This is a genomic window from Thermocaproicibacter melissae (assembly GCF_024498295.1).
Taxonomy (GTDB): Bacteria; Bacillota; Clostridia; order Oscillospirales; family Acutalibacteraceae; genus Thermocaproicibacter; species Thermocaproicibacter melissae.
Genome location: NZ_CP101827.1, coordinates 1,595,328 through 1,622,062 on the forward strand (window position 1 = coordinate 1,595,328; position 26,735 = coordinate 1,622,062).

The window sequence follows — 26,735 nt, forward strand, 5'->3', positions numbered from 1 at the left end:
GACGATATAGTGATTGGAAGATAATTTACAATTATGGTCAGCAATGGCGAGGCGATTGGATTTATGGAAATTGAAAAAACTGCTTCGGCTGTCTCATCCGTACAGAATATTGCTGGTGCTGTTCAGTCCTCGAGTGCACAGAATTCACAGATTGAAGAACTACAGAGACTCGCCGATTCCATTCGCAAAATTGAAAACGATTGCCGCATTACAGCCAGAGTGCAGGGACTTTCCGGAACAGGATTGCAGATGAAGCTGCGTCAATATGACGAGCTTCTTTCCAAGGTTAACCAGCAGATTCGTGAACTACAGAGGAGAAGTCAGAATTCCGCAAAAAGGTTCAGCGTTTCCATGCTAAAATACAACACCGACGCAGCACGGGCCACGATGGGTTCAAACGGTAAAAGTATCAGTGAGGCAATTAATTCGCACAGGCAAAGTTTAATCACAAAATCACAATCAGCTGAAGCACAACGCAAAGCGGAACAATCCGCAAAAGAGGCGTCACAGAATACGGCGATGTCTTTGAAAAACCGTATTGACGTTCGCATCTGAGAAAGCGATACCGCTCGGGCAGGCAACTGCTTCGGGCGGTATTTCTTTGATGCGGAGATTCCTGCGGCAGGCATATCCTGCACAGAAAAACAGGTGCCGGAACCGAATTGGTTCCGGCACCAGTCTTTCTTATGGAAAGAGTTGGCGAATTACAATTTATATTGCAGGACATTCCAGCTCAGAGGCGGCAGAACCGGATTGCCGGTCGTGACCCGAACTTCCTTCGGTACAACACGATTCGGGTTCTCAAAGGAGTTAACGGCAAGGGGCTGGCTATCGTATAGCTGAATGTGACGGGTAAGCGTTGCATTTTCAAATGCAATTTTAGACTCGAGTTCCACACTCTCACGAAGGCTGAGGTTTACGGCAAACACCGTAATGGTCTCCGCTTCTTCGTTGTAAACGGCAGCGGCTTTGACAAACGGTTTTTCGCCGTAGTTTTCGGTCTGCAGGGTAGGGCTGTCAAGCGCAACCCGCAAAGCGGTGCCCTTGCTGTAAGCTGCAGCCTGCTGGAACGGGAAATAGGTTGCCTGCTTGTAGCAGCCACCGTTCGGGTCTACAGCAAATATCCCGCCAATCGGAACAGACTGGCAGGCAATCTTGACACGGTCACTCTTATTGAGGAAAGTGATGAGAAGCGCACCGAAGAGGGCCGCGTCGATGAGGTTACTGTGGAACATCATACGCTCGCCCTTTTTGGGAAGCGTGCGTTCTGTCCACTCAAGCCCCTTCGGCTGCACCAGTTCGCTGCCCATGACACCCCATTCATCAACCGAGATGTAGATGGTCTTGTTGGAATATTTTCTGGCTTTTACAAAGTCTGCCGCGGCAGAAATCGCGTCGATAAAACTCGCCATATCCTCCGGAATCATCGGCAGGTCTTCCACGGTAAACTGTGCGGGGAAAACCGTGTCTTTCACGAGCTGCGGGTCATAGTTGTAGTAGCGGTGAATGGAGAGATAATCGACTTTATCGTAGCACTGCTCCAGCACTTCTCTGTCCCAATCCGGGAATGTGGGGTGTGTTTTATCGTTTGCGCAGCTTCCGCATGCCACAAGCTCAATGCTGGGGTCTACCGCGCGCATTTGCTTTGCGGCTTCGTAGGCGATGCGGCCATACTCATAAGCCGTTTTTTCGCCCAGCTGCCATGTTCCGTCCATTTCGTTCCCTAAGCACCACAGCTTGATGTTGTAGGGCTTCTCGTGGCCATTCTTTTTGCGCAGATCGCTGATGGTGGTGCCGCCCTCGAAATTCATATACTCAACTTCGTTTGCAGCCTCTTCCGGAGTGCCGGTGCCGAGGTTCACTGCCAGCATAGGCTGTGCGCCGACACGGGTGACCCAGTCGGTGTATTCCTCAATGCCCATGATGTTCGGCTCAATTCGGTTCCAAGCGCGTTCCGTACGCACTGGGCGATTTTCCCTGGGCCCTATGCCGTCCATCCAGTGGTAGCCGGAAACGAAATTTCCGCCCGGGTAACGGACTGCTCCCCTGTTGATGCCTTTCATCATTTCGATGACGTCTTCGCGGAATCCGGCTTCGTTTGCTGTGGGATGCTCCGGATTGTAAATGCAGCCGTAAACCGTGGGGCCAAGGGACTCAATGAAGGTGCTGAAAATGCGATCGTCAACTTTCGATACGGTGAAAGCTTTATCGATTGTCAAAGTCGCTTTCTTCATATGTTTTCTGCTCCTTTTTGTCAGTTTTTAGTCCATGACACGCTCGTAAGAATAACCGCGGTCGCTGTTCTGCTCCACAGCCATAACCTCAAAGTAAATTACAGCATTCGGGTTCAGGGTAAGATTCAGTTCAAGTTCTGTGCCGTCCGTGTGAAGACGCTTTGTTGCCACAAACGGATGTGCAGCCTCACGAATCAATTCGTTCTGTTCTTTGGACGGATATGCCGGTTCGCCGAGGTCATGCCAAACCTTCAGCGGGTTGCAGTAGATTTCGTCCACCGTTTTTGTTACGACGGCATAATCTCCGGCTTTGCAGACCGGCAGCTTAAAGCTGAGAGAAAGTTCTTTTTCTTCGCTCTTGTTCCGCGACTTATTGAACGCTACACCGCAGTAACGGCCGTTGTTCTTCATTACGATGGCATCGTCGGCATGGAGAACGCACTCGCCTTGCAGCTGCTTGAAGAACTTGAATGTCCAGAAGGTTGGCTTCGGAATCAGGCCGTTTGCAACAAGACCGAATCCGCCATGGAACGGAGTGAACGGAACGCCTGCTTCTTCAAACACATCGCCGAACGTCCAGTAGGAATAGGACTCATTGACATCGCCGAGTTTGGAAAGCAGATAGGCAATGTAAGCCGCGTTCCTGTTCGTATCGTGAAGCGGGCAGTTTGGAATGTAGGAGGTATTGAATTCCGTGATATGGATTTCGGAACCCTTAAACTCCGGGAAGCTGTCCACAATATCTCTGGTAACTTTCAGCCCTGCAAGGCCTTCGTCTGGGTCAGAGAGTTTCGCATAGCCGTAATGTCCATCATATTCCGGAACCTCCGTAGTGTAGTGATGGCGTGTGATGAAATCCGGTTTCAGTTTGTTGTCTCTGCAGAATTCGAGGAACGAGCGAGTCCAAACCTCGTCGTTTACACCGCAGATTGCCGGGCCGCCGACGCGGAACCTCTCGTCTACCTCTTTGATGGCAAGGAAGGTCAGGCGGAACAGTTTGAAATATTCCTGCATATCGGCGTTTTTCCAGAATCCCGGCAGGTTCGGCTCATTCCAAACCTCAATGGGCCAGGTAACAACATCGTCTGCTCCGTAGCGGTCCATGAGATGGCGCAGAGTAGCCTGTACCATTGCCGTCCATGCTTCATAGCTCTTCGGCGGTGTTGTGTTGCCCTGCCAATAAAAAATCGTCTGGTCGCCCGACGCCATTTTTTTCGGCATGAAGCCCAGTTCCAAGAACGGACGCAGGCCCACGGAACGATAATTGTCCATCACATTGTCAAGGTATGTAAAGTTGTATTCCGGAACGATGTTTCCGTCTTTATCTTTGTATTCATGGTAAATCGCCATATCGTCGCAGAAAAGCCCGTGGCCGCGAATATAACGAAAACCGATGTTGTCCTGAACAAGTTTCAGCTGCTCCATATAATCTTTGCGGAGCGCGAGGCCCATGCGGCCTGTGCCGATGCAGAAATCCACATTATTGTGAAAGGTAGCTTTTGCCCCTTTTTGAATTATGTACGACTTTTTGTCTGTCATAGTGCACCCTCCTTTTTGTTCAATTTATTTCATAATGTTACAAAAAGCTTTCAAGATGAAATCAGACACAGCCAAGCCTTTGGCTGTGTCTGATTCATTTGCATTATGCTATGACATCAGTTTCCAGCTTGTCCTTTGACAGATTCCTGAATCGCTTTTGCGAGATTCTGCGTATCTTTGATGTAGAAATCAAGAACTTCGTCGAGGCCAAGGCCTTTTGCTTTCGTTACCATGTCTTTGTAGAGGGATTCAAACTCCTCATCGGATTTAGCAAAAGCCATCTTCCAGCAGTTCGTCTTGATGACCGTAGCAATCTGATTTTCTTTGGTCTTCAAAGCATCGCTTTCGTTGGCAGGAACAAAGTCGTTGCCCGGGATAACAGCGATTTCATTTCTCGCTTTTGCTAATTCCATGGAGTTGCTGTAGCCGTAATCCTTGCTCCAGTCTTCATAGAGCTTGCTTTGCGGCTGTGCTTGTGAAGAACTCCACAGGCCGCTGTTGTAAGGTTCATTGGTATTCGGGTCAGTGTCAGAAGCATTGACAGCCCACCAGTTGATGTTGTTCAGATGGCCAGCGCTCCAGGTGCCGCCGCCGTATTCGTCCGGAATCTTTGTTTCGCCGACAAGATTCTTAGCAAAATCGGTAGAGACATTCTTGCCATCTTTGACTGTCCAGCAGAGTCCTTCCGGACCATTATTAATGACTTCCACGCCTTCCGGTGAATACAGCCAGTTCAGAACTTTCATAGCACGAACCGGATTCTTGGTGGCGCTGCCGATACCTGCAGCCTCGCCTGCACCGTATGGATTGAAGCCGTTGGAAACGATTTTTTCACCTTCAACAGGAATCATGTAGAAGCCTTTGCCAGCGTCTGTGTGAGCTTTCGTGTTATACTGAGCAAGGCCGCAATATGCCCAGAAGCCGAGCAGGATCTGGCCTTTGCCGTACTTATCCGTAACCGTTGCATAGTTCTGGGTCGGGGAGTCCGGATCGAGCAGGCCTCTCTTGTTGCATTCATAGTAGAATCTCAGGCATTTCATGTAGTAAGAGTCTTTGTCGAGGATGCTTCTTACCTGTGTTGCATCGTTGTTGTACTCAACAAAGTTTCTGGTGCTCCAACCGTAAAGGAGGCCGAGGCCAGTGCAACCGTTCATGTTGAAGTAGTCCCAGTCTTTGTAGAGAGAGACACCGTAGGTCTTCTTACCGTTTTCAGCCTTCGGATACTTCTTCACCATAGCCTCCAACATATTGACGATGTCGTCAGTGCTGGAGAGCTTCGGTTTGCCGATTCCGACATAATAGTCATAACGAGTGAACAGGCAGTTCATCAGACCGATTAAGTCAGAACTCTTTTTCGGGTCACCGCTGGAAACGCTCTGCGGGATCAGGAATACCTTGTCCCCAGTTTCGTACATCTTCTGGCATTTCTTGATAGCTTTGTCATATTTCTTGATGTCTTTGCCATAGGTGTCAAGCAGTCCATTGGATGCCATGTCATAGAAAAGCCCTGCCTTGACCGTCTTGGCAATTTCGTTCTGTTGTAGCATCACGATATCGCCGAGGAATCCGGAAGCACTTCTCGTCTGATAAAGAGTGTTGCCGCCGCCGGCTACGTTCGGCGCAATGATGTTGACTTTGACGTTAAACTTATCTTTCAGAAGTTTTGCACCCCAACCTTTCAATTCGCCCTGATAGTTTGCAAGGCTTGAAAAGATTGTCAGCTCAACTTCTTGGCTTTCATCGTCCTTAAGTGCAGACGATGTACCAGACGCTGCTCCAGCAGTTGAGGCGGCTGTGCTAGAACTGGATTCTTTTGGTGAACAGCCTGCCATGGTGGTTGAAAGCATAGAAGCAGCTAAGGATAACGCGAGAATTTTGAATAGCTTTCCTTTCATAGCATTTCCTTCCCTTCAAGTCAAGATTATTTATATCCCACTTCTGGGGGATTAGTGAAAATATATTTACCGATGATCAGCCTTTCACTGCGCCGATCATAATGCCCTTTGTGAAATATCTCTGGAAGAACGGATACACAAACAGAATCGGGAACACAACAACCATGGTAATGGTCATCTTAATCGCGGTCGGAGTGATCTGCGTTGCAGCATTTTGAATTGTTTTCGCATCCATGGAGTTCTGTACAATTGCTGCGAGTGAGTTTGCTTGGTTCAGATAAACGTAAAGCAAGTACTGCAGGGTGTAAAGGTGGGAATCCGTCATCAAAATCAGGGTGTCCTGGAAGGAGTTCCACTGGCCCACTGCCGAGAAGATTGCAATTGTTGCAAGAATCGGTTTGCAAAGCGGCAGAACAATTTTGGTAAAGATCGTCATGATTCCTGCGCCGTCAATCTCGGCAGCTTCCTGCAGAGCGACTGGCGTTGACTCGATGTAGGTCTTAACCATGATAACATTGAACGGGCTTACTACTGCCGGAAGAATATACGCAAGGAAATTGTTTGTAAGGCCCAGGGTTCTCATCGTCATAAACCACGGAATCAGGCCTGCATTGAAATACATAGTAATGATGAGGAAACGGTACCAGAATTTACGATGCCACATTTCCTTCGTAAACAGGAAACCCAGCAGAGAAGAGCCAATGAGCGTCACTACTGTTGCAAGAATGGTTCTCATCACGGTAACGAATGTTGCTTCGCCGAAACCGCTGATGCTGAAAATGTTGGCATAGTTGTCAAAATGGACTTTTATTGGGTAGAAAAGGACCTGCCCGTTTTCACTCAGGTCGTTGGCACTGATGGTATTAATGAAAATGTAGTAGAACGGGTAAACGCAAATAAAGGTAAACAGGATAAAGACCGTATAGTTTATGATATTAAAGATTATGTCGCCTTTTGTCCGACGCTTTACCATAAAGGATTCCTCCTGAAATTTTTGTTTTTACACGATTGTGGCACCACGTGTTGCTTTTGAGATGACGTTTACGACGGTCAGCAGGATGATACTTACAAACGATTTCAAAATGCCGACTGCAGTAGCCATCGAAATACTTGACAGGCCAATACCTAAATTGTAGACATAGAGGTCCAGAACTTCGATGTGCTCCTGGTTGAAGGAGTTTTGGAAAACAAAGTACTGGTCAAGTCCGTTGTTCAGGAAGTTTGCAACACTGAGCATCAGGAGAACAAAAAACGTCGGGAGAAGACCCGGAACCGTGATATGCCACATCATTCTGAAGCGCCCTGCTCCATCGACAGCGGCAGCTTCGTAAAGCTCCTGGTCGATACCTGCAATTGCTGCTAAGTAAATAATTGCGCCCCAACCGGTGCCCTTCCACATACTCCACAGTGTCATGTTTAACCATGTATGGTTGTCAAGAGCCAACCAGTTGACGTTCGTGTCGATAATATGTAGGGATTTCAGCACCATGTTGATGGGTCCGTTATAGGAGAAAAGCGCATAAGCAAATGAGTAGACAAGCACCCAAGAAATAAAGTTCGGCAAAGTAGTCAAGGTCTGGATGGTTTTCTTCGTTTTGTTAGAAGTGATTTCTGCAAGGAAGATTGCAAAAACCATCGGAACCCATGAGGTGAGAATGTTCAGACCGCTGATTGCGAACGTGTTCCGCAGAACTGCCATAACTCTGGCTGCCTGTGTGGGGTTTGCAAACAACGTTGTAAACCAATAAAAACCAACAAATTCGCACTGGTTCAATTTCAAGGGCGGATCATAATTGTAGAACGCATATATCCATCCGTAGAGAGGCAAGTAAGAAAACAGGAATGTCAAACAAAGGAATGGTAGCGCAATGAGAAATAATTGAATCCCTCGCTTTTTGCGTGCTTTTGATTGTTTGTTCAATTTCGGCTCACTAATTACCGCCTCGGCAGAAGCTGAGACTTTTACGCCCTTGTGGTTCATATTTCTATTTTTCCTCCTCATTGCTCACTGCTTTTTACCGTAGATATCAGGTTTCGCGCAGCGAATGATTTTTTGTTTGTTGAGTATGTTATCCGTAAAATGCCAAGAAAGACTTCACAATCTGTTCAACCATGTGCTGGTCAATAAGTCTTCTCGGTTTTGGGAAGATACCATTGCAAAATCTTTGGGAAAGGCATTTATTTATTCAAAAAGCTAAATTTTAGCTAATTATTTGAATTTTCAATCCGAAAATTCATCCTTTTTTCGTGATTTGCATGCTAGTTCAGACAATTTCGCTAAATATTAGCTTGTGTTATTTTCACTAATTTGCACTTCAATAATATAGTATTTTAACGATTATGTCAATGCCATTTGAAAATATTTATGATTTTTTTTAAAACTTTGTTCATATTCTTACGAAAACACTAGCTGCATTTAATATTTTGCAACATCAATTTAGCACTAAGTCCATATTTTTTACGAAATTGAGAATTAATAATTAAATTTTTAGGTTATTTCAACTATTATTTTAAATATTATAGTTTTTTATCTGTAATTATTACGCATTAAAAATGCTAAATCGTTATTTCCTACGCGAAAAATTATTCTCTCAGCAGAAAGAATAATTTCCGCTGTTTTGAAATAATTTACCGAACTTTTAGCGTAAAAAAAGCAGTTTATCGAACCTTACCATTGGGTCGTCCCACCCTTAGTAAAAATTCCAAAACTGCAAAGTCCGGAAAGGCCATGCTCTTGCATGGCCTTTCTCGTTAAATGATTCTTATATGACTTTTACTGAAAGACACGCTTCAGGAATTCGCAGCAGCTATAGCGCCAGACCTGCCACTCGTGGTAACCCGGCGTCACATACATAACGCTGTTGATTCCTTTTTTGCGCAGTTCACTCAGAACTTGCGCGTTTGACACGCTGATCGGTTCCTGGTCGCCAGCAGAAACAAACAGCAGGTCAAACTGACGATTGAATTTCTCGGGGTCTGCAAAAAGCGGCGTGTAGTCATAGTTTTCATCTTTCACAATGAAAACGGCGCTGAAAATTCCGAGCGAAGCGAAATACTCCGGATGATGGAACACGGCGTATTGCGTCTGGAACCCACCCATAGAGAGTCCCGCCATGGCGCGGCTGTGACGATCGGCAATGGTGCGGTATTTCTTATCAATGAACGGAATGCAGTCCTTAACCAGAACCTGGTCAAGAAGGCCGATTGCAGGGTCATACTCGTAGTTCGGCGATTCGGCATAGCCGTTGTTCATGACGATAATCATTTCTTTGCACTGGCCGGACGCAAGCAAATTGTCCATTATGTAGTTGACCTTGCCCTGCCATATCCAGCCGGTCTCACTTTCGCCGCCACCGTGCTGCAGATAAAGCACCGGGTAGCGCTTTTCGGGGTGGCTCTCATAGCCCGGAGGCGTATAAACATAGCAGCAACGGGTCCTTCCGGTAACCGTAGATTCATAATAATCCAACCGTATTGTTCCGTGGGGAACATCCTGAAGAAGGTAAAAATCCGAATGAATCTCCGGCATTTCAAAGAAATTGATTGCGCGGAAACATCCGTAGCCAAGCGGCGCAAGGTCGTTGCAGGCGCGGTTTCCGTCTACGTAGTATTCATGGTAATGAAAGCCCGGGCCGATGCCGGAGATGGTGACCGTCCAATCGCCGTTGCCGCATGGCTTCATGTCGTAGCGCTGGTTGCCCATCGTTCCGCCGATGCCCGCAACCTGAACGCTTTTCGCATTCGGAGCATGATAATAGAAAACGGCGTCGCCGTTCGGCTTAACTTCTACTCCGGGATGCTTCTTTACATATTTGCCCATGGGCCTGCCAGCTTCGTCGCTTGCAAAAACGAGGTCGCGGTCTACGGGATCAAAGAAAAGCGCATGCTCATGGAGTGCCTGATTCTCGATGATTTCTTTTTTCATATTCATATTGCCTCGCGCATCCTTTCCGTCTCATGATTCCGCAAACAAAAGCGGCAGGAAATTAAGCAGGCTATAACGCCATGTATCCCAGCAATGGTGGCCGGGGTGATGGTACGGCGTTACATGAGCTCCAGCCTTCCGCATCTTTTCCAACTGCTCCATGGTTTGCTGACAGAACGGTTCTTGCTCGCCGGCAGAAACGAAAAAGACGCGGAACGTGCTGTTGATTTTCTCCGGATCGTTGAAAAAGTCCGTATAGTCATACTCAGGGCGCGTAATCGGAAGACCACCGCTGAATATGCCGAGAGAAGCAAACAGGTCAGTATGGCGCATTGCGGTGTAGAAAGCCTGCGTGGAACCGAGGGAAAGTCCGGCAATGGCACGGTTTTCACGTCCCGGAAGCACACGGTATTTCGATTCGATGAATGGAATGCAGTCGTTCACAAGTTCGGAGTCAAAATCACCCGGGAAAAAAGTATAGTCCTCTCCCTCAACGAAAGCGTAGCCTGTGTTCATAACAATGAGCATTTCACGGCACTGCTTTTTCGCGAGGAGATTGTCGCAAATCAAGTTGGCTTTTCCCTGCCAAATCCAGCCGGTCTCGTCTTCACCGACTCCGTGTTGAATATAAAGAACCGGATATTTCTTTTCGGGATGTTCTTCGTAGCCCGGCGGGGTGTAAATCCAGCATGCCTTCATGCGACCCGTTACGGAGGAGCGGTAAAGCTCCATACGCACGTCGCCGTGAGGAACCTTCTGCATCAGGTAGAACTCGGAATCGTCATCGGGCATTTCAAAGAAGTTAATCGGATAGAAGCATCCATAGCCAACCGGAGCATCCGGGTTGATGCAGCGGTTTCCGTCCACAAAATATTCATGGTAGTGGAATCCTGCCGGAATACCGCTTATGGTAACACTCCAAAAGCCATCGCCCGTCGGCTTCATGTCGTGTTTTTCCTTTCCCATGTAGCCGCCGATGCCTGCCACCTGCACCGATTTTGCATTTGGAGCGTAGAAAGTAAATTCTACGTCACCGTTCTCCAACACACGAACTCCGGGTTTTACCGGCTTGTAATAAAGCGCGGAATAACCTTGTTTGCCTTCCTTGACCGCAACGACCTTGTTGATTGGGTCGAAGAAAAGCATGTGGGAATTAAGCGTCTGGTTCTCTACAATTGTTTTTTTCAAGAGCATCCCCCTCTTTAATCGTAAGATGCAGTGATGCAGCAACAACGTTTCCATCTCACTGGGAATAAAATCTACGGCAGAGTCATCGGCTGAAACCAGTGCAAAGCCATACTGAACTCGCCTCGTCCTTCCTGAAAACTCATTATAATCGTTTTAGCACTTTTGTCAATGCAAAATCGCATACTTTTGCCATTAAAATTACTTAATTTTTATTATATTTTACATATTTTTAGGACTTTTCGGCCATTAATTCACTTCTAAAATATTTTTTATTTGCTATTTGTTTTAATAAACCATATTTGCTGTGCAATCCTCATTAAATTATGTAATTCTCAATTTTTTTCATGTTTTCTGCAGCATAATTGACAATGTTTCAAAGATATTTTATACTGAAACAAGCTGACAGCAGCAGCTTAATGTTAAGCAAATCCGGTACATATTCGTTTCAATCGTACGATGATAGCTAATATTTTAGCATATTTGATCTATGCTGCTGCGTCAGTCTCGGCGTATTTCTCTTGGGCAAGAAAACGGCAATCTATCTCAAATTTTTGAAAAATAACCCGGCAAAGCTCTTTCCTTTCCCTTTTCACCTCCGCGGCAACACTGCGGGGCGTTATTTTTCTCTTGACATTTTGCTCTGGTACCGTATAATGTATATGCTAATTATTTATATGTAAACTATTTTACATTAAATATTTAACGGTTAAATTAATTTAAGCGAGGTGAATTGGGCATGAACGGCAGCAGCGACGATCTGGAGGTCCTATTCCGCAGAATTTCCGGCATGAAGCGCAGCTGTATCGACGCGGAATGTGTAAGGCGTGGCATTCATCTGGTTGGTCACCCTGCAATTCTGTTCTTCCTGAGACACTGCACAGCAGGCATGGCAGCATCTCAAAAGGAAATTGCAGACGCTCTGCACATGAGCACTCCAACCGTTGCGATTCAAATTAAGCGAATGGAAAAGGAAGGCCTTGTGCTGAAGGCTGCGGATGAAACAGATCTGCGTCGCAACATGATAACGCTGTCAGAAAAAGGGCGGATTCTTGCAGACGAAGCGCATGATGTCTTTGACTATGTGGAAAAGAATATGTTCAACAATCTGACTGCGGAAGAATGTTTACAGCTCAAAAAACTGTTCCTACGAATTGTTGCAAACCTGGAGCTCTTGAAGAGTGGGCAGCACCCGCCTAACAAAACGACATGACAGCGCACGAACCGGCAAAACATACCGGTGGCGCTCATTCTTTAGAATCCAGCAAAAACCATTAAGGGAGACGACGTATGGTCAAACGACTGCTTTCGTGTGTGCGAGAATACAAAAAGGATACCATTCTCACACCTATTTATGTAATTCTCGAATCCTTCTTTGAGATTTTGATTCCAACACTCATGTCCTATTTAATTGACTACGGCATCAGTAAAAAAGACATGTCGAGCATTATTCGGTTTGGTCTGGCCCTTGTTGCGGCTGCAATTAGCTCCCTCGTTGTTGGTGTCCTTGCGGGGACAAGCGCCGCAAAGGCTTCTTCTGGATTTGCGAAGAACCTTCGCCACGATATGTTCCACAATGTTCAGAATTTTTCATTCTCGAATATCGACCGCTTTTCCACCGGCAGCATCATCACGCGTCTCACGACCGACGTGACAAACCTCCAAATGGCTTTTCAGATGCTCAACCGTCTCGGAATCCGTGCGCCGATTATGATTATTTTTGCGCTCATTTTTGCGTTCCGCATCAGTGCACGCATGTCGCTTATTTTTCTCGTCATCATGCCGATTCTCTTCGGCGGTCTGATTTTCATTGCCGTTAATGTACACCCGATTTTTGTGCGGGTGTTCAAGACCTACGACAGGCTCAACAATGTCGTGCAGGAAAACCTTCTCGGCATCCGTGTCGTGAAATCTTACAACCGAGAAGAATTTGAAGAGGAAAAATTCAAAAACATTTCACAGAGGATTTTTGACCTCTTTGTCAAGGCGGAAAAGCGTCTCGCTTTCAATATGCCGCTGATGCAAATTTGCATTTACACCGTTATGATTCTTATTTCATGGTTCGGCGCAAAGGAAATCGTTGCTTCCGGCAATAACCCGTTAAACGGGCTGACAACCGGCGACCTCACGGGTCTCATCACCTATTCCATGCAGATTCTGATGAGCCTCATGATGCTCTCCATGATTTTCGTTATGATTATGATTTCCCGTTCTTCGGCGGAACGTATTTACGCGGTTCTCACGGAAAAGAGTGACATTGTCAACAAGCCGAACGCGATTAAGGAAGTAAAAGACGGTTCCATTGAGTTCAAGGATGTCACCTTTACTTATGCGCGTAAGGCGGATAAACCGGTTCTGAGCCACATCAATCTCTCCATCAAATCCGGCGAAATGGTCGGCATCCTCGGCGGTACAGGCTCCTCGAAATCGAGCCTTGTGCAGTTGATTCCGCGCCTTTACGATGTTGTGGAAGGAAGTGTATGTGTCGGCGGTGTGGATGTCCGCGATTACGACATCGAAGCCCTGCGCAACGCGGTTGCCATGGTGCTGCAAAAGAATGTTCTGTTCTCCGGCACCATCAAAGAAAACCTGCGCTGGGGCAACCCCAATGCAACGGATGAGGAAATCGTCAATGCCTGCAAGCTCGCGCAGGCAGACGGCTTTATTCGGGAATTTCCGAATGGCTATGACACCTACATCGAACAAGGCGGCACAAACGTTTCGGGCGGACAGAAGCAGCGCCTTTGCATTGCACGCGCCCTGCTGAAAAACCCAAAGGTTCTGATTCTTGACGACTCAACCAGCGCGGTTGATACCAAGACAGACAGCCTCATCCGCGCCGGCTTGAAAAATTATATTCCGCAAACGACCAAAATCATCATCGCTCAGCGTGTGGCGTCAGTCATGGACGCCGACAAGATTATCGTGATGAACGACGGCAAGATTTACGCCGTCGGCACACACGACGAGCTGATGAAGACCTGCGACATTTATCGTGAAGTTTATGAATCTCAGAACAAAGGGGGCAAACTCCATGTATAAGGCACGTACCGGGCAAGGGAATCCTCCACATGGCGTTCCTCCCAAGCAGCGTTTCAAACCGGGGACCATCAAGCGGCTTCTCTCTTATGTAGCAAAGTATAAAGTCCACCTGATTGTTGTGGTAATCTGCATTCTTTTAAGCGCGGGAGCAAACGCCGCATCTTCCCTCTTTCTGCAGCCTCTTGTTGACAATTACATTGTGCCGCTCGTCGGGCAGCCAAACCCCGACTTTTCCAATTTGCTCAAAGCGATCCTGATGATGGGTGCCGTCTATCTGACCGGTATTCTTGCAACCCTGACCTACAACCTCATCATGGTCGTTGTGGAGCAGGGCACCTTGAAAGACATCCGCGATGAAATGTTTTGTCATATGCAGACTTTGCCAATTCGCTATTTTGACACCCACTCTCACGGCGATGTGATGAGCTGCTACACAAACGATACCGATGCGCTGCGCCAAGCGATTTCGCAAAGCATTCCGCAGATGTTCTCCTCCATTGTTATGGTTGTGGCATCGTTTGTCTCTATGCTCTACCTAAGCGTCCCGCTTTCTGGCTTCGTGCTTGTGTTCGCGTTCCTCCTGCTGAAGGTCATGAAGGCCATCGTGAGCAGAAGCGGCGTTTACTTCATGAGGCAGCAGCAAACTCTCGGCGATGTGAACGGTTTCATTGAAGAGATGATTAACGGCCAGAAGGTCATCAAGGTCTTCTGCCATGAGGAGGAAACCAAAGAGGCGTTTGACAAAAAGAACGAAGAACTGTGCTACTGCGCAACGGAAGCAAGCAAATACGGCAACATCACCATGCCGGTCGTCGGCAACATGGGCTATGTTCTGTATGTTCTCCTTGCCCTTGTCGGCGGTTCCGTTGCCATTGCCGGCTGGCCGAACCTCACTCTGACTGGAATGAAGCCCTTCTCCATCGGCACCATCATTTCGTTCCTCACCCTTTCCCGTAGTTTTATCAACCCAATCGGCCAGATTTCCTCACAGTTCAACATGGTCGTCATGGCTATGGCAGGCGCTTCGAGAATCTTCGATTTGCTCGACGAAAAGCCGGAAGAAGACAACGGCTATGTTACTCTCGTAAACGCCAAGATTGAAAACGGCGAAATCAAGGAGTGCAAGGAACGCACCGACATGTGGGCTTGGAAACATCCTCACAGCGACGGCACCGTAACCTACACTCCGCTGCGCGGCGAAATCCGTTTTTACGATGTCGACTTTGGCTATGACCCTGACAAGCCCGTTTTGCACAACATCACCCTTTACGCGAAACCCGGTCAGAAGGTCGCGTTCGTCGGAGCGACCGGTGCCGGCAAAACGACAATTACCAACCTCATCAACCGCTTCTATGACATTGCGGACGGTAAAATCCGCTACGACGGCATCAACATTAACAAAATCAAAAAATCCGACCTGCGGCGTTCTCTCGGAATCGTGCTGCAGGACGTAAACCTCTTCACCGGCACCGTGATGGACAACATCCGCTACGGCAAGCTCGATGCGACCGACGAAGAATGTATTGCAGCGGCGAAGCTCGCTAACGCAGACGGGTTCATCCGCATGCTTCCGAACGGCTACCAGACGGTGTTGGAAGGCGACGGCAGCGGACTTTCACAAGGCCAGCGCCAGCTTATCTCGATTGCGCGTGCGGCTGTTGCCGACCCGCCCGTCATGATTCTTGACGAAGCGACGTCCTCCATCGACACCCGCACCGAGGCGATTGTCCAGAAGGGCATGGATGCGCTGATGAAAGGCCGCACCGTGTTCGTCATCGCGCACCGCCTCTCCACCGTACAGAATTCCGACGTCATCATGGTTCTCGACCACGGCCGCATCATTGAACGCGGCAGCCACGAACAGCTCATTGAGCAAAAGGGCAAATACTATCAGCTCTACACCGGAGCGTTCGAGCTCGAATAACCAGCAAAACCAAATAAGGCCTCCTGCCGCTGGTGCGGCAGGAGGCCTATTTTGTTGATGATTTTTCTTTCTGCCTTCCACGCAGTGAAGTCTGACAAGAAACAAATACCAAAGTGTCTTTTTGCAAAAACGAAAGAAATCAAAAAAGTAGCCGGAGAGAGAACAGATTCTCTCTCCGGCTACTTTTGTCACTTAACTGTAATTACTCACCGAAGGTACTCTTCAGTTTCTCAAAGAACGAACGGCGTTTCTGATAATTCTTATCTTCGCCGGATTTCTCAAATTCACGCAGTAAATCTTTTTGCTTCTGAGAAAGGTTCCGCGGAACCTCAATCGTCATGCGCACATACTGGTCGCCGCGGCCTCTGCTGCCGAGCTTCGGAATTCCTTTGCCGCGCAGCTTAAATACGTCACCCGGCTGAGTGCCCGGGTGAATCTGATACTCCACTTTGCCGTCGATGGTCGGCACCACGACCTCTGCACCAAGCGCTGCCTGGGTAAAGGTAATCGGCAGTTCACACCAAACGTCGTTTCCGCGCCGTTCAAAAATCGGGTGCGGTTCCACATGCACGAGGACATGAAGGTCGCCGTTCGGGCCGCCGTTCACGCCGGCATTGCCCTTTCCGCTCACGTTGAGAATCTGGTTGGAGTCGATGCCTGCCGGCACATTGATTTCAATTGTCTTATGGCGATTCACTCTGCCGCTGCCGCCGCACGCCGGGCAGGGGTCGTCAATGACCTTGCCGGAACCACCGCAGCGGTCGCAGGTACGGGTCGTCTGAACCAAGCCGAACGGCGTGCGCTGACTGATGCGCACTTGGCCTGTGCCGTTGCATTGCGGGCAAGTGCGGGTCGCGCCGTTTTTTGCGCCGGTGCCGTGGCACTCTTCACAAACCTGTACCTGATTATAAGTAACCTGCCTTACACAGCCCTTAGCGGCCTCTTCAAAGCTGATGGTAACTGAGGCTTCACTGTCGGTGCCGCGCCGCGGCGCGTTCGAGGCCGCCCGACGCCCGACGCCAAAGCCATCAAACCCAAAGCCACCGAAAACACTGTTGAAAATATCGTCTATGTCGAATCCGCCGGTGAATGGGCTTCCGCCCGCACCGCCGCCGAAATTTGGGTCTACCCCCGCCTGGCCGAACTGATCGTAGCGTGCGCGCTTGTCTTTATCGGAGAGAACCTCATAGGCTTCGTTAATCTCCTTGAACTTCGCTTCCGCCTCTTTGTCGCCCGGGTGCAGATCAGGATGATATTTTTTTGCGAGCTCCCGATATGCCTTTTTTATCTCAGCTTCAGTGGCATTTCTTGGCACGCCCATGATTTTGTAGTAGTCTTTTTCAGCCAAGCCTATCACTCCTGAAATAACACGGTGAGGGGCAGCCGGCCGGCTGCCCCATCTCGTATTGGATCAAATCTGCGTTCTTTCGTTCATCAAACCGCTCCCGACGATCTCTACCACCAGGAGAATGGTTTCTTTTGGCTTATTTCTTGTTATCGTCTACATCATGATATTCGGCATTGTAGACAGTGTTTCCGTTTGCATCGGTGGACGGGCCGGTCTGCGTCTGCTGAGCAGCACCCTGCGAAGCGACATTCTTGTAGAGTTTTTCACTTACCGCAAACATTGTCTTCTGCAGTTCTTCGGTCTTTGCCTTAATTTCGTCAGCATTGTCCGAAGACATGGTCGAGCGGACTTCGGAAATCTTAGAGTTCAGTTCGGTCTTGTCAGACTCGCTAATCTTGTCGCCGTTCTCTCTCAGAAGCTTTTCAACCTCATAGCAGAGGTTTTCGGCTGCGTTCTTAGCGTCAACTGTTGCACGGCGCTTCTTGTCTTCTGCTTCATATTTCTGAGCTTCCTTGATAGCGCGGTCAATATCTTCCTTGCTCATGTTGGAGCTGGAAGTAATTGTAATCTTCTGCTGTTTTCCAGTGCCAAGGTCTTTTGCGGAAACATTCACGATGCCGTTGGCGTCGATATCGAACGTAACCTCAATCTGAGGAATTCCACGCGGTGCCGGCGGGATTCCATCCAGTTTGAAGATACCGAGCTGCTTATTGTCGCGGGCAAATTCACGTTCACCTTGCAGCACGTTAATCTCAACGGATGTCTGGTTGTCGGTTGCCGTGGAGAAGATTTGGCTCTTCTTCGTCGGGATGGTAGTGTTGCGTTCAATGATCTTAGTCATGACACCGCCCATGGTCTCAACGCCGAGCGAAAGCGGAGTAACATCCAAGAGGAGCAGTCCTTCGACTTCGCCGCCGAGAACACCAGCCTGCAGTGCAGCACCGATTGCAACGCATTCATCCGGGTTAATGCCCTTGAACGGCTCTTTGCCGGAAAGTCTCTTAACAGCTTCCTGAACAGCCGGAATACGGGAAGAACCGCCGACCATGAGAACCTTGCTGATGTCGTTGAAGGTGAGGCCTGCGTCGGAAAGTGCCTGCTTAACCGGCTCAACGGTCTTTTCAACCAAGTCTGCGGTGAGCTCGTCGAACTTTGCGCGGGTCAGGGTCATGTCGAGGTGCTTCGGGCCGCTTGCGTCTGCGGTGATGAACGGCAGGTTAATCTGCGTGGAGGTCATGCTGGAAAGCTCAATCTTCGCTTTTTCAGCAGCTTCCTTCAAGCGCTGCATTGCCATCTTGTCGCCCGAGAGGTCGATTCCGTTTTCTTTCTTGAACTCGGAAATCATCCAGTCCATGATGCGCTTGTCGAAGTCATCGCCGCCGAGGCGGTTGTTACCAGCGGTTGCCAGAACCTCCTGCACGCCGTCGCCCATCTCGATGATGGAAACATCGAATGTACCGCCGCCGAGGTCATAGACCATGATTTTCTGTTCCTGGCCCTTGTCGATGCCGTAGGAAAGAGCTGCGGCCGTCGGCTCGTTGATGATACGCTTGACTTCGAGGCCAGCAATCTTACCGGCGTCTTTTGTCGCCTGGCGCTGGCTGTCGGTGAAGTAAGCCGGAACAGTAATAACTGCGGAATTGACGGTCTCACCGAGGTATGCTTCTGCGTCTGCTTTCAGCTTCTGCAGAATCATAGCCGAAATTTCCTGCGGGGTATAGCTTTTGCCGTCGATTGTTACCTTGTAATCGGAACCCATTTCACGCTTAATGGACAAAATGGTGCGTTCCGGGTTTGTAATTGCCTGACGCTTTGCCACCTGACCGACCATGCGTTCACCGGTCTTGGAGAAAGCGACAACAGACGGTGTCGTGCGGGCACCTTCAGAGTTCGGAATAACAACAGGTTTGCCACCTTCAATCACGGCAACACACGAGTTTGTTGTACCTAGGTCAATTCCAATTGTTTTGGACATATTGATTACCTCCAAAATACATTTCTTTCGTTCGGATTCAAATTTATGGATAAACCGGAAGCGGTTGCCCGCACCGATTATATTTACCTAAAAACACGGGAGTTTTTTCAACCCCCACGCCAATATCCGCCTTTTGGCTTTCTTTTGCCGCAGGCGGCATGCACGCTGTTTTAGTTCGCAGCCTGAACCATCGCGTGGCGAATGACTTTGTCGCCTATGCAATAGCCTTTCTGGAACACCTTTGCAACGACGTTCTCACCGAGGTTTTCGTCTTCGATGTGGGCAACGGCGTTGTGCTTCATCGGGTCAAAGGGTTCGCCCTCTTTTCCCATTTCGGTAACGCCGAGCTTTTCGAGCGCCGCAAGCATCTGTTTGTGGGTCATTTCCACACCTGTGCGAAGAGCTTCAACCGAGCACTCTTTCTGCTCCAGTGCACGTTCCAGATTATCTTCAACGCCGAGGAACTCTTTCACGGCATCCGCTACGGCATCGTTGTAAAGGGCTTCCTTTTCCCTCGCCGTGCGTTTGCGGTAGTTATCGTACTCCGCCGCCGTGCGCAGCAAGATGTCTTTCTGCTTTGCAAGGGCTTTCTCGGTTTCTTCGAGCTTTTTCTTGGTTTCTTCCAGTTCTTTCTTGAGTAATTCGGCATCGGGAACCTGATTTCCCTCGCCACCCTGAGTTTCGGCCGTCGGCTTCTCTTCACCGGTGTTTTCCGCCATCTTCTCGGCTGTCTCTTTCTCAGCCGTTGCATTTTCGGCCGTTGTATTTTCGGCTGCCTCTTGCTTTTCTTCACCGGTGTTTTCCGCTATTTTCTTATCAGCTGTCTCTTTTTCAGCTGCTGTGTTTTCGGCTGCCTCCTGCTTTTCTTTTTTGGCGTTCTCTTTTTCTTGATTCAAGAGAAAAGCCCCCCTTTATTAATCTAAATCCATCAACTCGGTGAGCATTCTGCCGACCGAACTGGAAAGGTATTCCATGTTGGTGATGATTTTTCCGTAATCCATGCGCGTCGGGCCGATAACCGCAATCGCTCCGGCGTCTCTGTTGCCGATGGAGTAGCGTGAGACAATCACGCTGGAATCCTGCAGTTCCGGACGCTGACTTTCAAGGCCGATGAGCACTTTGGTGTTCTCTTTTCCTCTCGAGAGTAGCTTACAGAGGTCTGCGGGACGCGAGAGAAAATCTACGATTCTTCGGATATCTTCCTGCCTGAATTCCGGGTAAATCAGCAAGTTGACTTCACCGTTCAGGCACACATCGGAATGTGCGGATTCTCTTGCCGCTTCCGCCACCGCCATCAGCGCCGAACTCATCATCATGGCCATATCGCCCAGCGATGCCGCCAAAGTCTGCATATAGGCCGGCGTAACGGAGATAACCGGCACACCAACCAGCTTTTCGTTCAGCAGGCGGAAGAAAACCCTGAGGATTTCCGGCGTGAGGTCGAAATCGCAGTGGAAAACGCGGCTCTTCATCGTACCGGCTGAGGTCATCAGGATGACCATTGCCGTGCGGCGGCTGGTCTGCACCAACTGAATCGCCCGAATGACGCCGTCTTCACCGCTCGGAGTGGTGGAGACTGCTGCGTACTTTGTCATGGAAGCAAGTACCTTTGCCACGCCTTCCAGAAGCTTTTCCGGGTCGTAGGCGGAGGGAAGAATCATACTGTCGAGATACTGCTTCTCTTCCTGTGAAATGGGCCGCCGTTTCATGAGCGAATCAATGTAAACGCGGTAGCCTTTCTGGGAAGGAACGCGCCCGGCCGACGTATGCGGCTGCTCCAAAAGGCCCATGGAGCTCAACTCACTCATCTCATTGCGAACGGTTGCCGGAGACACCCGGAAGTTAAGGGTATCGCAAAGCGACTTTGAACCAACCGGCTCGCCTGTTGCGATGTAGAGTTCCACGACCGCTGCGAGGATTTTCCGTTTTCGTTCGCTAAGTTCCAACCCTTTTCCCTTCTTATCTATGGATTAGCACTCGTGTATGTTGAGTGCTAACTCTGTCTATAAGAGTACCATTACTTTGCCCGAATGTCAAGTTTTTATTTGTAAACTAATTGTGACGTAACAGGAATTTTCGCTGGAAATTTACACCGTCTGGGCACCATTAAGGCGCCCGACATCAATAGTCCGTGCGTGCAGGCTCAGCCTGCAAACAGAATTTCCGCTGTGAGCATATTGGAAACAAGAAATCCCTTCGGCGTGAAATGAAAGCCGCCTTTTTCGCAGACCGTCAGGCCGCCCGCTTCATACCGCCGGGCGGCTTTTTTGATGCGCTCGGGTATCGGGGTTCCGAACCGCGCGAGGCAGGCTTCGTCGGTAAGGCCTTCCGTCAGGCGCAGGCGGAGCATCGCAAACTCCTCAAACCCGCCGCCTGTGCCGTCCTGCTCCGGTTCCTCGCCGCGCAGAAAGCCGGCAAGGCTTCGGGCATAATGAAATCGCTTTCCGCTGAGGAACGAATGTGCCGAAGGCCCGAGACCAAGGTATTCCTCACAATGCCAGTACTTCGTGTTGTGCCGGCTTTCAAAACCCGGCTCCGCGAAATTGGAAATTTCATACTGCCGATACCCGAGTGTTTCTAGCTCGCGGCAGGCGGCGAGATAAAGCTCCGCCGCGCCGTCTTCACTCGGCAGGTTCAGCGTATCTTTTTGTTTCCAATATAACGTGTGCGGCTCCAGAATAAGCAGGTAGGCGGAAACGTGTTTCGCGCCAAGTTTCCTGCAAAACGATACGGAACGGGCAAGGCTTTCTTCCGTCTGCCCCTGTACCGCAAGCATGAGGTCTAGGGAAAGGTTCTCGATTCCGGCCCGATGCGCCGCTTCCGCGGCCCTGGCCGCATCGTCCGCCGTATGTCTGCGGCCGAGCAGGCGCAGTTCGTTTTCGTCCGCGGACTGCAAGCCGAGCGAGACTCGGTTTACGCCCGCCGCCGAGGCTTCGCGGAAAAAATCCGAAAGGTCGCCGCCGGGGTTTGCCTCCACGGTGATTTCGGCATTTTCCAGGCCGAATACGCTTCTTGCCGCTTCGGTGATGCGGGCAATGCGTTTTCCGCCCAGCAGGCTCGGCGTTCCGCCGCCGAAATACAGCGTGTCCGCGCTTCGGCCGGTTTCTTTCGACCAGAATTTTATTTTGCCAATGATACTTTCCGTATATTCATCCATCATGGCTTCCGTTCCGCGCAGGGAAAAGAAGTCGCAATAAGGACATTTTCCGTCGCAAAACGGCACATGAATGTAAAGGCCGAAAGGATTTTGCATCTGTTCTCTTCCTTTTATAAAGCAAGAGCCGGGCAAAACCGCCCGACTCGATTTTTCTCGAAGTTTCTGAATCTCTCCCACCAGCGATGAAACTTCGCAGCCTCAGGCCGCTTATTCGTCGAGCTTTAGCACGCTCATAAACGCCTCCTGCGGCACCTCTACCGTGCCGAGCTGGCGCATGCGCTTCTTGCCTTCCTTCTGCTTTTCGAGGAGTTTCTTCTTGCGCGAAATGTCGCCGCCGTAGCACTTTGCGAGAACGTCTTTGCGAAGCGCCTTCACGGTCTCGCGGGCGATAATGCGCCCGCCCACGCAGGCCTGAATCGGCACTTCAAACAGCTGACGCGGAATTTTCTCCTTCAGCTTTTCAACCATCTTGCGGGCGCGAGGATATGCTTTTTCCGAATGAATGATGAACGAAAGCGCGTCTACCGTTTCGCCGTTGAGCAAGATGTCGAGCTTCACGAGGCTGCTCTTCTTGTAGCCCGAAAGCTCATAGTCAAACGACGCATAACCGCGCGTGCGACTCTTGAGCGCATCAAAGAAGTCATAGACGATTTCGTTGAGCGGAAGCTCATAGTGGATATCCACGCGGTCCGTATCAAGGTAATTCATATCGAGGAACGTGCCGCGCCGCTCTTGACAAAGGTCCATGATGCTGCCGACGTAATCCTTCGGGGTGTAGATGTGCGCGTCCGCAATCGGCTCGTACGCCTCCGAGATTTTGGAGGGGTCGGGATAATTCGTCGGGTTGTCGATTTCCACCGTGGAACCGTCGGTGAGCTTGAGACGATAGACCACGCTCGGCGCGGTGGTAATGATGTCAAGCGAATACTCGCGTTCCAGACGCTCCTGCACGATTTCCATGTGCAGCAGGCCGAGGAATCCGCAGCGGAAGCCAAAGCCGAGCGCCGCAGAGGTCTCCGGCTCATAGCTGAGCGCCGCATCGTTGAGCTGCAGCTTTTCGAGCGCATCGCGCAGGTCGGGGTATTTGGCGCCGTCCGCCGGATAAATGCCGCAGAAAACCATCGGCTGCGCCGGGCGGTAGCCGGGCAGCGGCTCTTTGGCAGGGTTGTCCGCCAATGTAATGGTGTCGCCCACGCGTGCCTCGCGCACCGCTTTAATGGAAGCGGAAAGCACACCGACGTCGCCTGCGCGTAAGCAGTCGGTCGGCTCGAATTTCGTAGCGCGCATGAAGCCGCAGTCCACTACGGTAAATTCGCTGCCGGTGCTCATCATGCGGATGGTGTCGCCCGGCTTCACGGTTCCGTCAAACACGCGAACGTGCGCCACCGCGCCTTTGTAGGAATCGTAGTAGGAGTCGAAAATCAACGCTTTGAGCGGCGCGTTTTCGTCGCCCTTCGGCGGCGGAACATTTTTAACGATCTGCTCCATGACGGCTTCGACGTTCGTACCGAGCTTTGCGGAGATGCACGGCGCTTCATCGGCGGGAATTCCGATGATGTCTTCAATTTCCTTGCGCACCTTTTCGGGCTGCGCGCTCGGAAGGTCGATTTTATTGATGACGGGGATGATTTCAAGTCCCGCGTCTACGGCGAGATATGTGTTGGCAAGCGTCTGCGCTTCAATGCCCTGCGAGGCATCCACGATGAGGATGGCGCCTTCGCACGCGGCAAGGGAGCGCGAAACCTCATAGTTGAAGTCTACATGGCCCGGCGTATCAATGAGGTTGAAAATGTAGTCTTCCCCGTTTTTGGCGTGATAAAGAAGGGTTACGGCATGCGCTTTGATGGTGATACCGCGCTCACGCTCAAGCTCCATGTCGTCGAGAATCTGGTCTTCCATCTCGCGCAGAGGAACGGAGTCGGTCAGCTCCAATATCCGGTCGGCAAGTGTACTCTTGCCGTGGTCTATGTGTGCAATAATGCAGAAATTGCGAATATTCTTGCGGGGTATTTCCAAAAAACCACCTGCTTTCCCGGTCTTAAAAAACAGGGCGCCGAAAGGCGTCCTGCTCGATGATTTCTGTTTGTGTTCTGCGGCAGACTCAGTAGCGGTTTAATCCGCGGTAATATCTGTCGTTGAGTAAATGTTTCTTCTTGCCGCGTTTACGCCTACGGTAGCGGCTGCGGCCCGGCCCGCTGGGCGGACGGCGATTGCTGAAAATGACAATGAGCACCACAACAATGCCGAGCAAAATGCAAACCCATGCGAGAACACCTATCTGGTTCATCTTTGAAGAAGGTATCCCGCTCGAAGCAGAAGCAAGCGGGTCATACTCGACCACGCTGTCCGCCTCAGGGAGAATAATTTCGGCGGCAGAGGACGCCGGAGAAGACGAAACGAAATTGAAAAAGTCCGGCATGGAGCTCATGGATGAAGAAGACGAAGCCGTGCGGCGTTTTTTCTTCGGTTTCTTTGAGGAAACCGGTTTGCTAACCGTGGGTGGCACAGAAGCCATAGTTTGTTGAGCTGAACTAGGCGATGAACTCTCTCCGTGTGATGAACTTGATTTAGACGATGACGATGTTTTTGAAGATGAAGATGAAGATGAAGACGCTTGAGGCGATGATGACGTTTCACTTGAACCGGGTCCTTCCGCAAACGCATCTATCGATGTATAAGTAAACAGAAAAAAAGCCAGCATGAGAAGGCAAAGCAATTTTTTCCGTCCGTTCATGAAAAACCTCCGTTGCAAGCGCAGTGCAACAAGCCCTGCGAAAAAACACAAATACCCTGTTTCTCACCAATTATATCAAAAAAGCGGTGTCTGCCCGGCAAACCGGGTATGCCGCCCATGAAAATTCAGAAATAACAAGAATAATTATAGCATATTCCAGTGCTATTGCAAGCAAAGTTCAGATTTTTGCCGGTAATTTGGTAAATGAGTGTTTTTTCGTCACCAAAGCCGATTTTCCGACATTCATAGTCCACAACTGCAATCCCCAGAAAGAGGAGAATCAGCAGCAGTGTTGTAAAGAACGAAATGAGAAATGCGCGGATTTCACGTCTGTGCATGGGGCTTTCCACTTCCTTTGTTTATGTTAATCCCTGCAGCACCTTCGCAAGGGATTGGCCCACCAAAGTACCGCTGTATTTCGCTTCATCGAGGGTATTCGCGTCTGTGCCGATTTCAATGAGCAGCGAGCCTTTCGTGACGTTTTCGTTATAACGGCGCGCGCAGAAATCGAGCGGGCGCGCGAGGCCCGGCGCATCTTTGGCAAGCTGATTTTGAATGCGCAGGGCAAGGCGCAGGTTATATTCCCAGTTCGGGAAGCCGAGGGTTCCGTCGTCGTCGCAGCCGGAAAGAATCATCACTTGCGCAGCCTTTTTGCCGCCCACGACCGCAGTGGTTTTCAGCATGGTTCCGTCGTCGCGGTGCATGGCGTCACGGTGAATATCCAGCGTCACTTTGATGCTGGGGTATTGTTTCAGGTTCTTCTGCATCGTTGCGAGCGAGCGGTCATAGGAACCGTCGTAGGCAGGGTAATCGTGGACCGTCTTGTCATGCACAACGCCGATGCCCGCCGTTTCAAGCTGTTCGGCAATTTTGTCCCCCACGGCACACACCGTTTTCGTGAGGTCCGTGGTACGTGCCGTGCAGTCATACGACTCCGTAGTATGCGTGTGATAGATGAGCACCTGGGGAGCTTTGGAATCCTTCGCAATTTTAATGCCGGTAGCCTGCGTCAGCTCCTTCGCAAAATCAACCGACTTGTGCTTTTCCGTAGCATTTTTCACCCAGAAGTTGCCGACCTGCGTCCCGCCGTTGGCTGCGCTTACCTCCAGGACTTTATTGTTCAAAACCACAGATGAAGATTCGGAAGAAGCAGAAGGTGCCGAGGATGGGGACACTCTCGAAGATACCTTTTGAGAGACGGAGCTGGTCGGCGCACTCTGCGGAACGGAAGAAGGTGGTTCGGGAATTCCGGTTCCGTCTTCTTCCTCCTGACGGAAGAATTCATCGGTGTTGCCCGCGGGAAGAATGAAGCCCGCCGCTACCGCCGCCGCCTTTCCTCCCGTTCCTTTGGGGATGCGCACTGCCACACAGAAACTTCCCAGCAGTGCGAGCGCCGCAGCGGCAAAAATCGGCGCTTTTCTTCCCATCTCTTTCATCCGTCCGCCCTCCGAACCTTTTCTCCGCAGGATAAAACCTACCGATAATTTTATGCTCACCCACCCGGTGGTTATGCGGAAAAGCCCGTCCCGGTTCTGTCTCCGCCAAGCGAAACGCCGGGGCGCGGCTGCGGCAACATGCCGCCGGGAGCGAGTAAAAACTCTCCCGGCAAACTAAGCTCTCGGTTTCCGCCAAGCAAAACGCCGGGGCGTGGCTGCGGCAACATGCCGCCGGGGCGTGGCTGCGGCAACATGCCACCGGGAGCGAGTAAAAACTCTCCCGGCAAACGAAGCTCTCGGTTTCCGCCAAGCCAAATGCCGGGGAGTGACCGCGGAAGCAT

General features: G+C 50.1%; 22 protein-coding genes. 5 read left to right on the forward strand and 17 right to left on the reverse strand.

Annotated features, from left to right (window positions below; translation table 11 throughout):
• Nucleotides 1-63: 63 nt before the first annotated feature.
• The gene (locus tag NOG13_RS07815; protein ID WP_283110008.1) at nucleotides 64-555 is read left to right on the forward strand and encodes a hypothetical protein; all 492 of its coding nucleotides are present in this window, start codon (nucleotides 64-66) and stop codon (nucleotides 553-555) included.
• A 149-nt stretch (nucleotides 556-704) separates the two neighbouring features.
• Here NOG13_RS07815 and NOG13_RS07820 read toward each other — a convergent pair whose 3' ends face one another.
• The 7 genes from NOG13_RS07820 to NOG13_RS07850 all read right to left on the reverse strand — a co-directional run bounded on the left by NOG13_RS07820 (nucleotide 705) and on the right by NOG13_RS07850 (nucleotide 10,781).
• A complete protein-coding gene (locus NOG13_RS07820) occupies nucleotides 705-2,234 on the reverse strand; it encodes an alpha-N-arabinofuranosidase (RefSeq protein WP_283110009.1) in 1,530 nt (509 codons plus the stop codon).
• 27 nt (nucleotides 2,235-2,261) lie between these two features.
• Nucleotides 2,262-3,773, reverse strand: a complete 1,512-nt coding sequence (locus tag NOG13_RS07825; RefSeq protein WP_283110010.1) for a GH39 family glycosyl hydrolase — start codon at nucleotides 3,771-3,773, stop codon at nucleotides 2,262-2,264.
• A gap of 116 nt (nucleotides 3,774-3,889) precedes the next feature.
• Entirely contained in the window at nucleotides 3,890-5,668 is a 1,779-nt protein-coding gene (locus NOG13_RS07830) for a type 2 periplasmic-binding domain-containing protein (RefSeq protein WP_283110011.1), read from the reverse strand.
• Nucleotides 5,669-5,744: 76 nt separating this feature from the next.
• Nucleotides 5,745-6,641: a carbohydrate ABC transporter permease gene (locus NOG13_RS07835; RefSeq protein ID WP_283110012.1), complete on the reverse strand. Its 897-nt coding sequence runs from the start codon at nucleotides 6,639-6,641 to the stop codon at nucleotides 5,745-5,747.
• Nucleotides 6,642-6,668: 27 nt separating this feature from the next.
• The gene (locus NOG13_RS07840; RefSeq protein ID WP_346347653.1) at nucleotides 6,669-7,367 is read right to left on the reverse strand and encodes an ABC transporter permease subunit; all 699 of its coding nucleotides are present in this window, start codon (nucleotides 7,365-7,367) and stop codon (nucleotides 6,669-6,671) included.
• Between the two features lie 1,074 nt (nucleotides 7,368-8,441).
• Nucleotides 8,442-9,599 (reverse strand): alpha/beta hydrolase-fold protein, encoded by a 1,158-nt coding sequence (locus tag NOG13_RS07845; RefSeq protein ID WP_283110013.1) that lies wholly within the window; start codon nucleotides 9,597-9,599, stop codon nucleotides 8,442-8,444.
• A 24-nt stretch (nucleotides 9,600-9,623) separates the two neighbouring features.
• A complete protein-coding gene (locus tag NOG13_RS07850) occupies nucleotides 9,624-10,781 on the reverse strand; it encodes an alpha/beta hydrolase-fold protein (protein ID WP_283110014.1) in 1,158 nt (385 codons plus the stop codon).
• 736 nt (nucleotides 10,782-11,517) lie between these two features.
• Between NOG13_RS07850 and NOG13_RS07855 the strand changes: the two genes are divergently transcribed.
• The 3 genes from NOG13_RS07855 (at nucleotide 11,518) to NOG13_RS07865 (ending at nucleotide 15,744) form a co-directional block, all read left to right on the forward strand.
• Nucleotides 11,518-11,991 (forward strand): MarR family winged helix-turn-helix transcriptional regulator, encoded by a 474-nt coding sequence (locus tag NOG13_RS07855; protein WP_283110015.1) that lies wholly within the window; start codon nucleotides 11,518-11,520, stop codon nucleotides 11,989-11,991.
• 77 nt (nucleotides 11,992-12,068) lie between these two features.
• Nucleotides 12,069-13,820, forward strand: a complete 1,752-nt coding sequence (locus NOG13_RS07860) for an ABC transporter ATP-binding protein (protein WP_283110016.1) — start codon at nucleotides 12,069-12,071, stop codon at nucleotides 13,818-13,820.
• On the forward strand, nucleotides 13,813-15,744 hold the full coding sequence (locus NOG13_RS07865; RefSeq protein ID WP_283110017.1) for an ABC transporter ATP-binding protein: 1,932 nt from the start codon (nucleotides 13,813-13,815) through the stop codon (nucleotides 15,742-15,744). The genes NOG13_RS07860 and NOG13_RS07865 overlap by 8 nt, the downstream gene beginning before the upstream one ends.
• Nucleotides 15,745-15,946: 202 nt before the next feature.
• Here the strand turns inward: NOG13_RS07865 and dnaJ are convergent, their stop codons facing one another.
• Both dnaJ and dnaK read right to left on the reverse strand, forming a co-directional pair.
• Nucleotides 15,947-17,092, reverse strand: a complete 1,146-nt coding sequence (dnaJ, locus tag NOG13_RS07870) for a molecular chaperone DnaJ (protein ID WP_283110018.1) — start codon at nucleotides 17,090-17,092, stop codon at nucleotides 15,947-15,949.
• A gap of 136 nt (nucleotides 17,093-17,228) precedes the next feature.
• The gene (dnaK, locus tag NOG13_RS07875; RefSeq protein WP_283110019.1) at nucleotides 17,229-19,067 is read right to left on the reverse strand and encodes a molecular chaperone DnaK; all 1,839 of its coding nucleotides are present in this window, start codon (nucleotides 19,065-19,067) and stop codon (nucleotides 17,229-17,231) included.
• A gap of 45 nt (nucleotides 19,068-19,112) precedes the next feature.
• On the opposite strand from dnaK, the gene NOG13_RS07880 reads away from it, so the two are divergent.
• The gene (locus NOG13_RS07880; protein ID WP_283110020.1) at nucleotides 19,113-19,241 is read left to right on the forward strand and encodes a hypothetical protein; all 129 of its coding nucleotides are present in this window, start codon (nucleotides 19,113-19,115) and stop codon (nucleotides 19,239-19,241) included.
• Here the strand turns inward: NOG13_RS07880 and NOG13_RS07885 are convergent.
• From NOG13_RS07885 to NOG13_RS07920, 8 genes are all read right to left on the reverse strand, one after another.
• The gene (locus tag NOG13_RS07885; RefSeq protein ID WP_283110021.1) at nucleotides 19,238-19,963 is read right to left on the reverse strand and encodes a nucleotide exchange factor GrpE; all 726 of its coding nucleotides are present in this window, start codon (nucleotides 19,961-19,963) and stop codon (nucleotides 19,238-19,240) included. The two genes, NOG13_RS07880 and NOG13_RS07885, sit on opposite strands and share 4 nt — an antisense overlap.
• Before the next feature lie 18 nt (nucleotides 19,964-19,981).
• Nucleotides 19,982-21,013 carry a heat-inducible transcriptional repressor HrcA gene (hrcA, locus tag NOG13_RS07890; protein WP_283110022.1) on the reverse strand — a complete coding sequence of 344 codons (1,032 nt, stop codon included), beginning with the start codon at nucleotides 21,011-21,013 and terminating at the stop codon, nucleotides 19,982-19,984.
• A gap of 197 nt (nucleotides 21,014-21,210) precedes the next feature.
• Nucleotides 21,211-22,320 carry a radical SAM family heme chaperone HemW gene (gene hemW / locus NOG13_RS07895; protein ID WP_283110023.1) on the reverse strand — a complete coding sequence of 370 codons (1,110 nt, stop codon included), beginning with the start codon at nucleotides 22,318-22,320 and terminating at the stop codon, nucleotides 21,211-21,213.
• Between the two features lie 111 nt (nucleotides 22,321-22,431).
• Nucleotides 22,432-24,240 carry a translation elongation factor 4 gene (gene lepA / locus NOG13_RS07900; RefSeq protein WP_283110024.1) on the reverse strand — a complete coding sequence of 603 codons (1,809 nt, stop codon included), beginning with the start codon at nucleotides 24,238-24,240 and terminating at the stop codon, nucleotides 22,432-22,434.
• An 85-nt stretch (nucleotides 24,241-24,325) separates the two neighbouring features.
• Nucleotides 24,326-24,739, reverse strand: coding sequence for a hypothetical protein (locus tag NOG13_RS07905; RefSeq protein ID WP_283110025.1), 414 nt, complete (start codon nucleotides 24,737-24,739; stop codon nucleotides 24,326-24,328).
• Nucleotides 24,740-25,083: 344 nt separating this feature from the next.
• Entirely contained in the window at nucleotides 25,084-25,296 is a 213-nt protein-coding gene (locus NOG13_RS07910) for a hypothetical protein (protein WP_283110026.1), read from the reverse strand.
• A 21-nt stretch (nucleotides 25,297-25,317) separates the two neighbouring features.
• Nucleotides 25,318-26,394: a stage II sporulation protein P gene (gene spoIIP, locus NOG13_RS07915; protein WP_283110027.1), complete on the reverse strand. Its 1,077-nt coding sequence runs from the start codon at nucleotides 26,392-26,394 to the stop codon at nucleotides 25,318-25,320.
• A 71-nt stretch (nucleotides 26,395-26,465) separates the two neighbouring features.
• The gene (locus tag NOG13_RS07920; RefSeq protein WP_283110028.1) at nucleotides 26,466-26,735 is read right to left on the reverse strand and encodes a hypothetical protein; all 270 of its coding nucleotides are present in this window, start codon (nucleotides 26,733-26,735) and stop codon (nucleotides 26,466-26,468) included.

Excerpts from the sequence above, each read along its gene's own strand:
- spoIIP (WP_283110027.1), bottom strand. The coding sequence starts at position 26,394 with ATGAAAGAGATGGGAAGAAAAGCGCCGATTTTTGCCGCTGCGGCGCTC.
- NOG13_RS07860 (WP_283110016.1), top strand. The coding sequence starts at position 12,069 with ATGGTCAAACGACTGCTTTCGTGTGTGCGAGAATACAAAAAGGATACC.
- dnaK (WP_283110019.1), bottom strand. The coding sequence starts at position 19,067 with ATGTCCAAAACAATTGGAATTGACCTAGGTACAACAAACTCGTGTGTT.
- NOG13_RS07910 (WP_283110026.1), bottom strand. The coding sequence starts at position 25,296 with ATGCACAGACGTGAAATCCGCGCATTTCTCATTTCGTTCTTTACAACA.
- NOG13_RS07815 (WP_283110008.1), top strand. The coding sequence starts at position 64 with ATGGAAATTGAAAAAACTGCTTCGGCTGTCTCATCCGTACAGAATATT.
- NOG13_RS07865 (WP_283110017.1), top strand. The coding sequence starts at position 13,813 with ATGTATAAGGCACGTACCGGGCAAGGGAATCCTCCACATGGCGTTCCT.
- NOG13_RS07825 (WP_283110010.1), bottom strand. The coding sequence starts at position 3,773 with ATGACAGACAAAAAGTCGTACATAATTCAAAAAGGGGCAAAAGCTACC.
- NOG13_RS07835 (WP_283110012.1), bottom strand. The coding sequence starts at position 6,641 with ATGGTAAAGCGTCGGACAAAAGGCGACATAATCTTTAATATCATAAAC.
- NOG13_RS07920 (WP_283110028.1), bottom strand. The coding sequence starts at position 26,735 with ATGCTTCCGCGGTCACTCCCCGGCATTTGGCTTGGCGGAAACCGAGAG.
- NOG13_RS07905 (WP_283110025.1), bottom strand. The coding sequence starts at position 24,739 with ATGGCTTCTGTGCCACCCACGGTTAGCAAACCGGTTTCCTCAAAGAAA.
- NOG13_RS07840 (WP_346347653.1), bottom strand. The coding sequence starts at position 7,367 with ATGGCAGTTCTGCGGAACACGTTCGCAATCAGCGGTCTGAACATTCTC.
- NOG13_RS07880 (WP_283110020.1), top strand. The coding sequence starts at position 19,113 with ATGGATAAACCGGAAGCGGTTGCCCGCACCGATTATATTTACCTAAAA.
- hemW (WP_283110023.1), bottom strand. The coding sequence starts at position 22,320 with ATGCAAAATCCTTTCGGCCTTTACATTCATGTGCCGTTTTGCGACGGA.
- NOG13_RS07855 (WP_283110015.1), top strand. The coding sequence starts at position 11,518 with ATGAACGGCAGCAGCGACGATCTGGAGGTCCTATTCCGCAGAATTTCC.
- NOG13_RS07845 (WP_283110013.1), bottom strand. The coding sequence starts at position 9,599 with ATGAATATGAAAAAAGAAATCATCGAGAATCAGGCACTCCATGAGCAT.
- NOG13_RS07820 (WP_283110009.1), bottom strand. The coding sequence starts at position 2,234 with ATGAAGAAAGCGACTTTGACAATCGATAAAGCTTTCACCGTATCGAAA.
- NOG13_RS07830 (WP_283110011.1), bottom strand. The coding sequence starts at position 5,668 with ATGAAAGGAAAGCTATTCAAAATTCTCGCGTTATCCTTAGCTGCTTCT.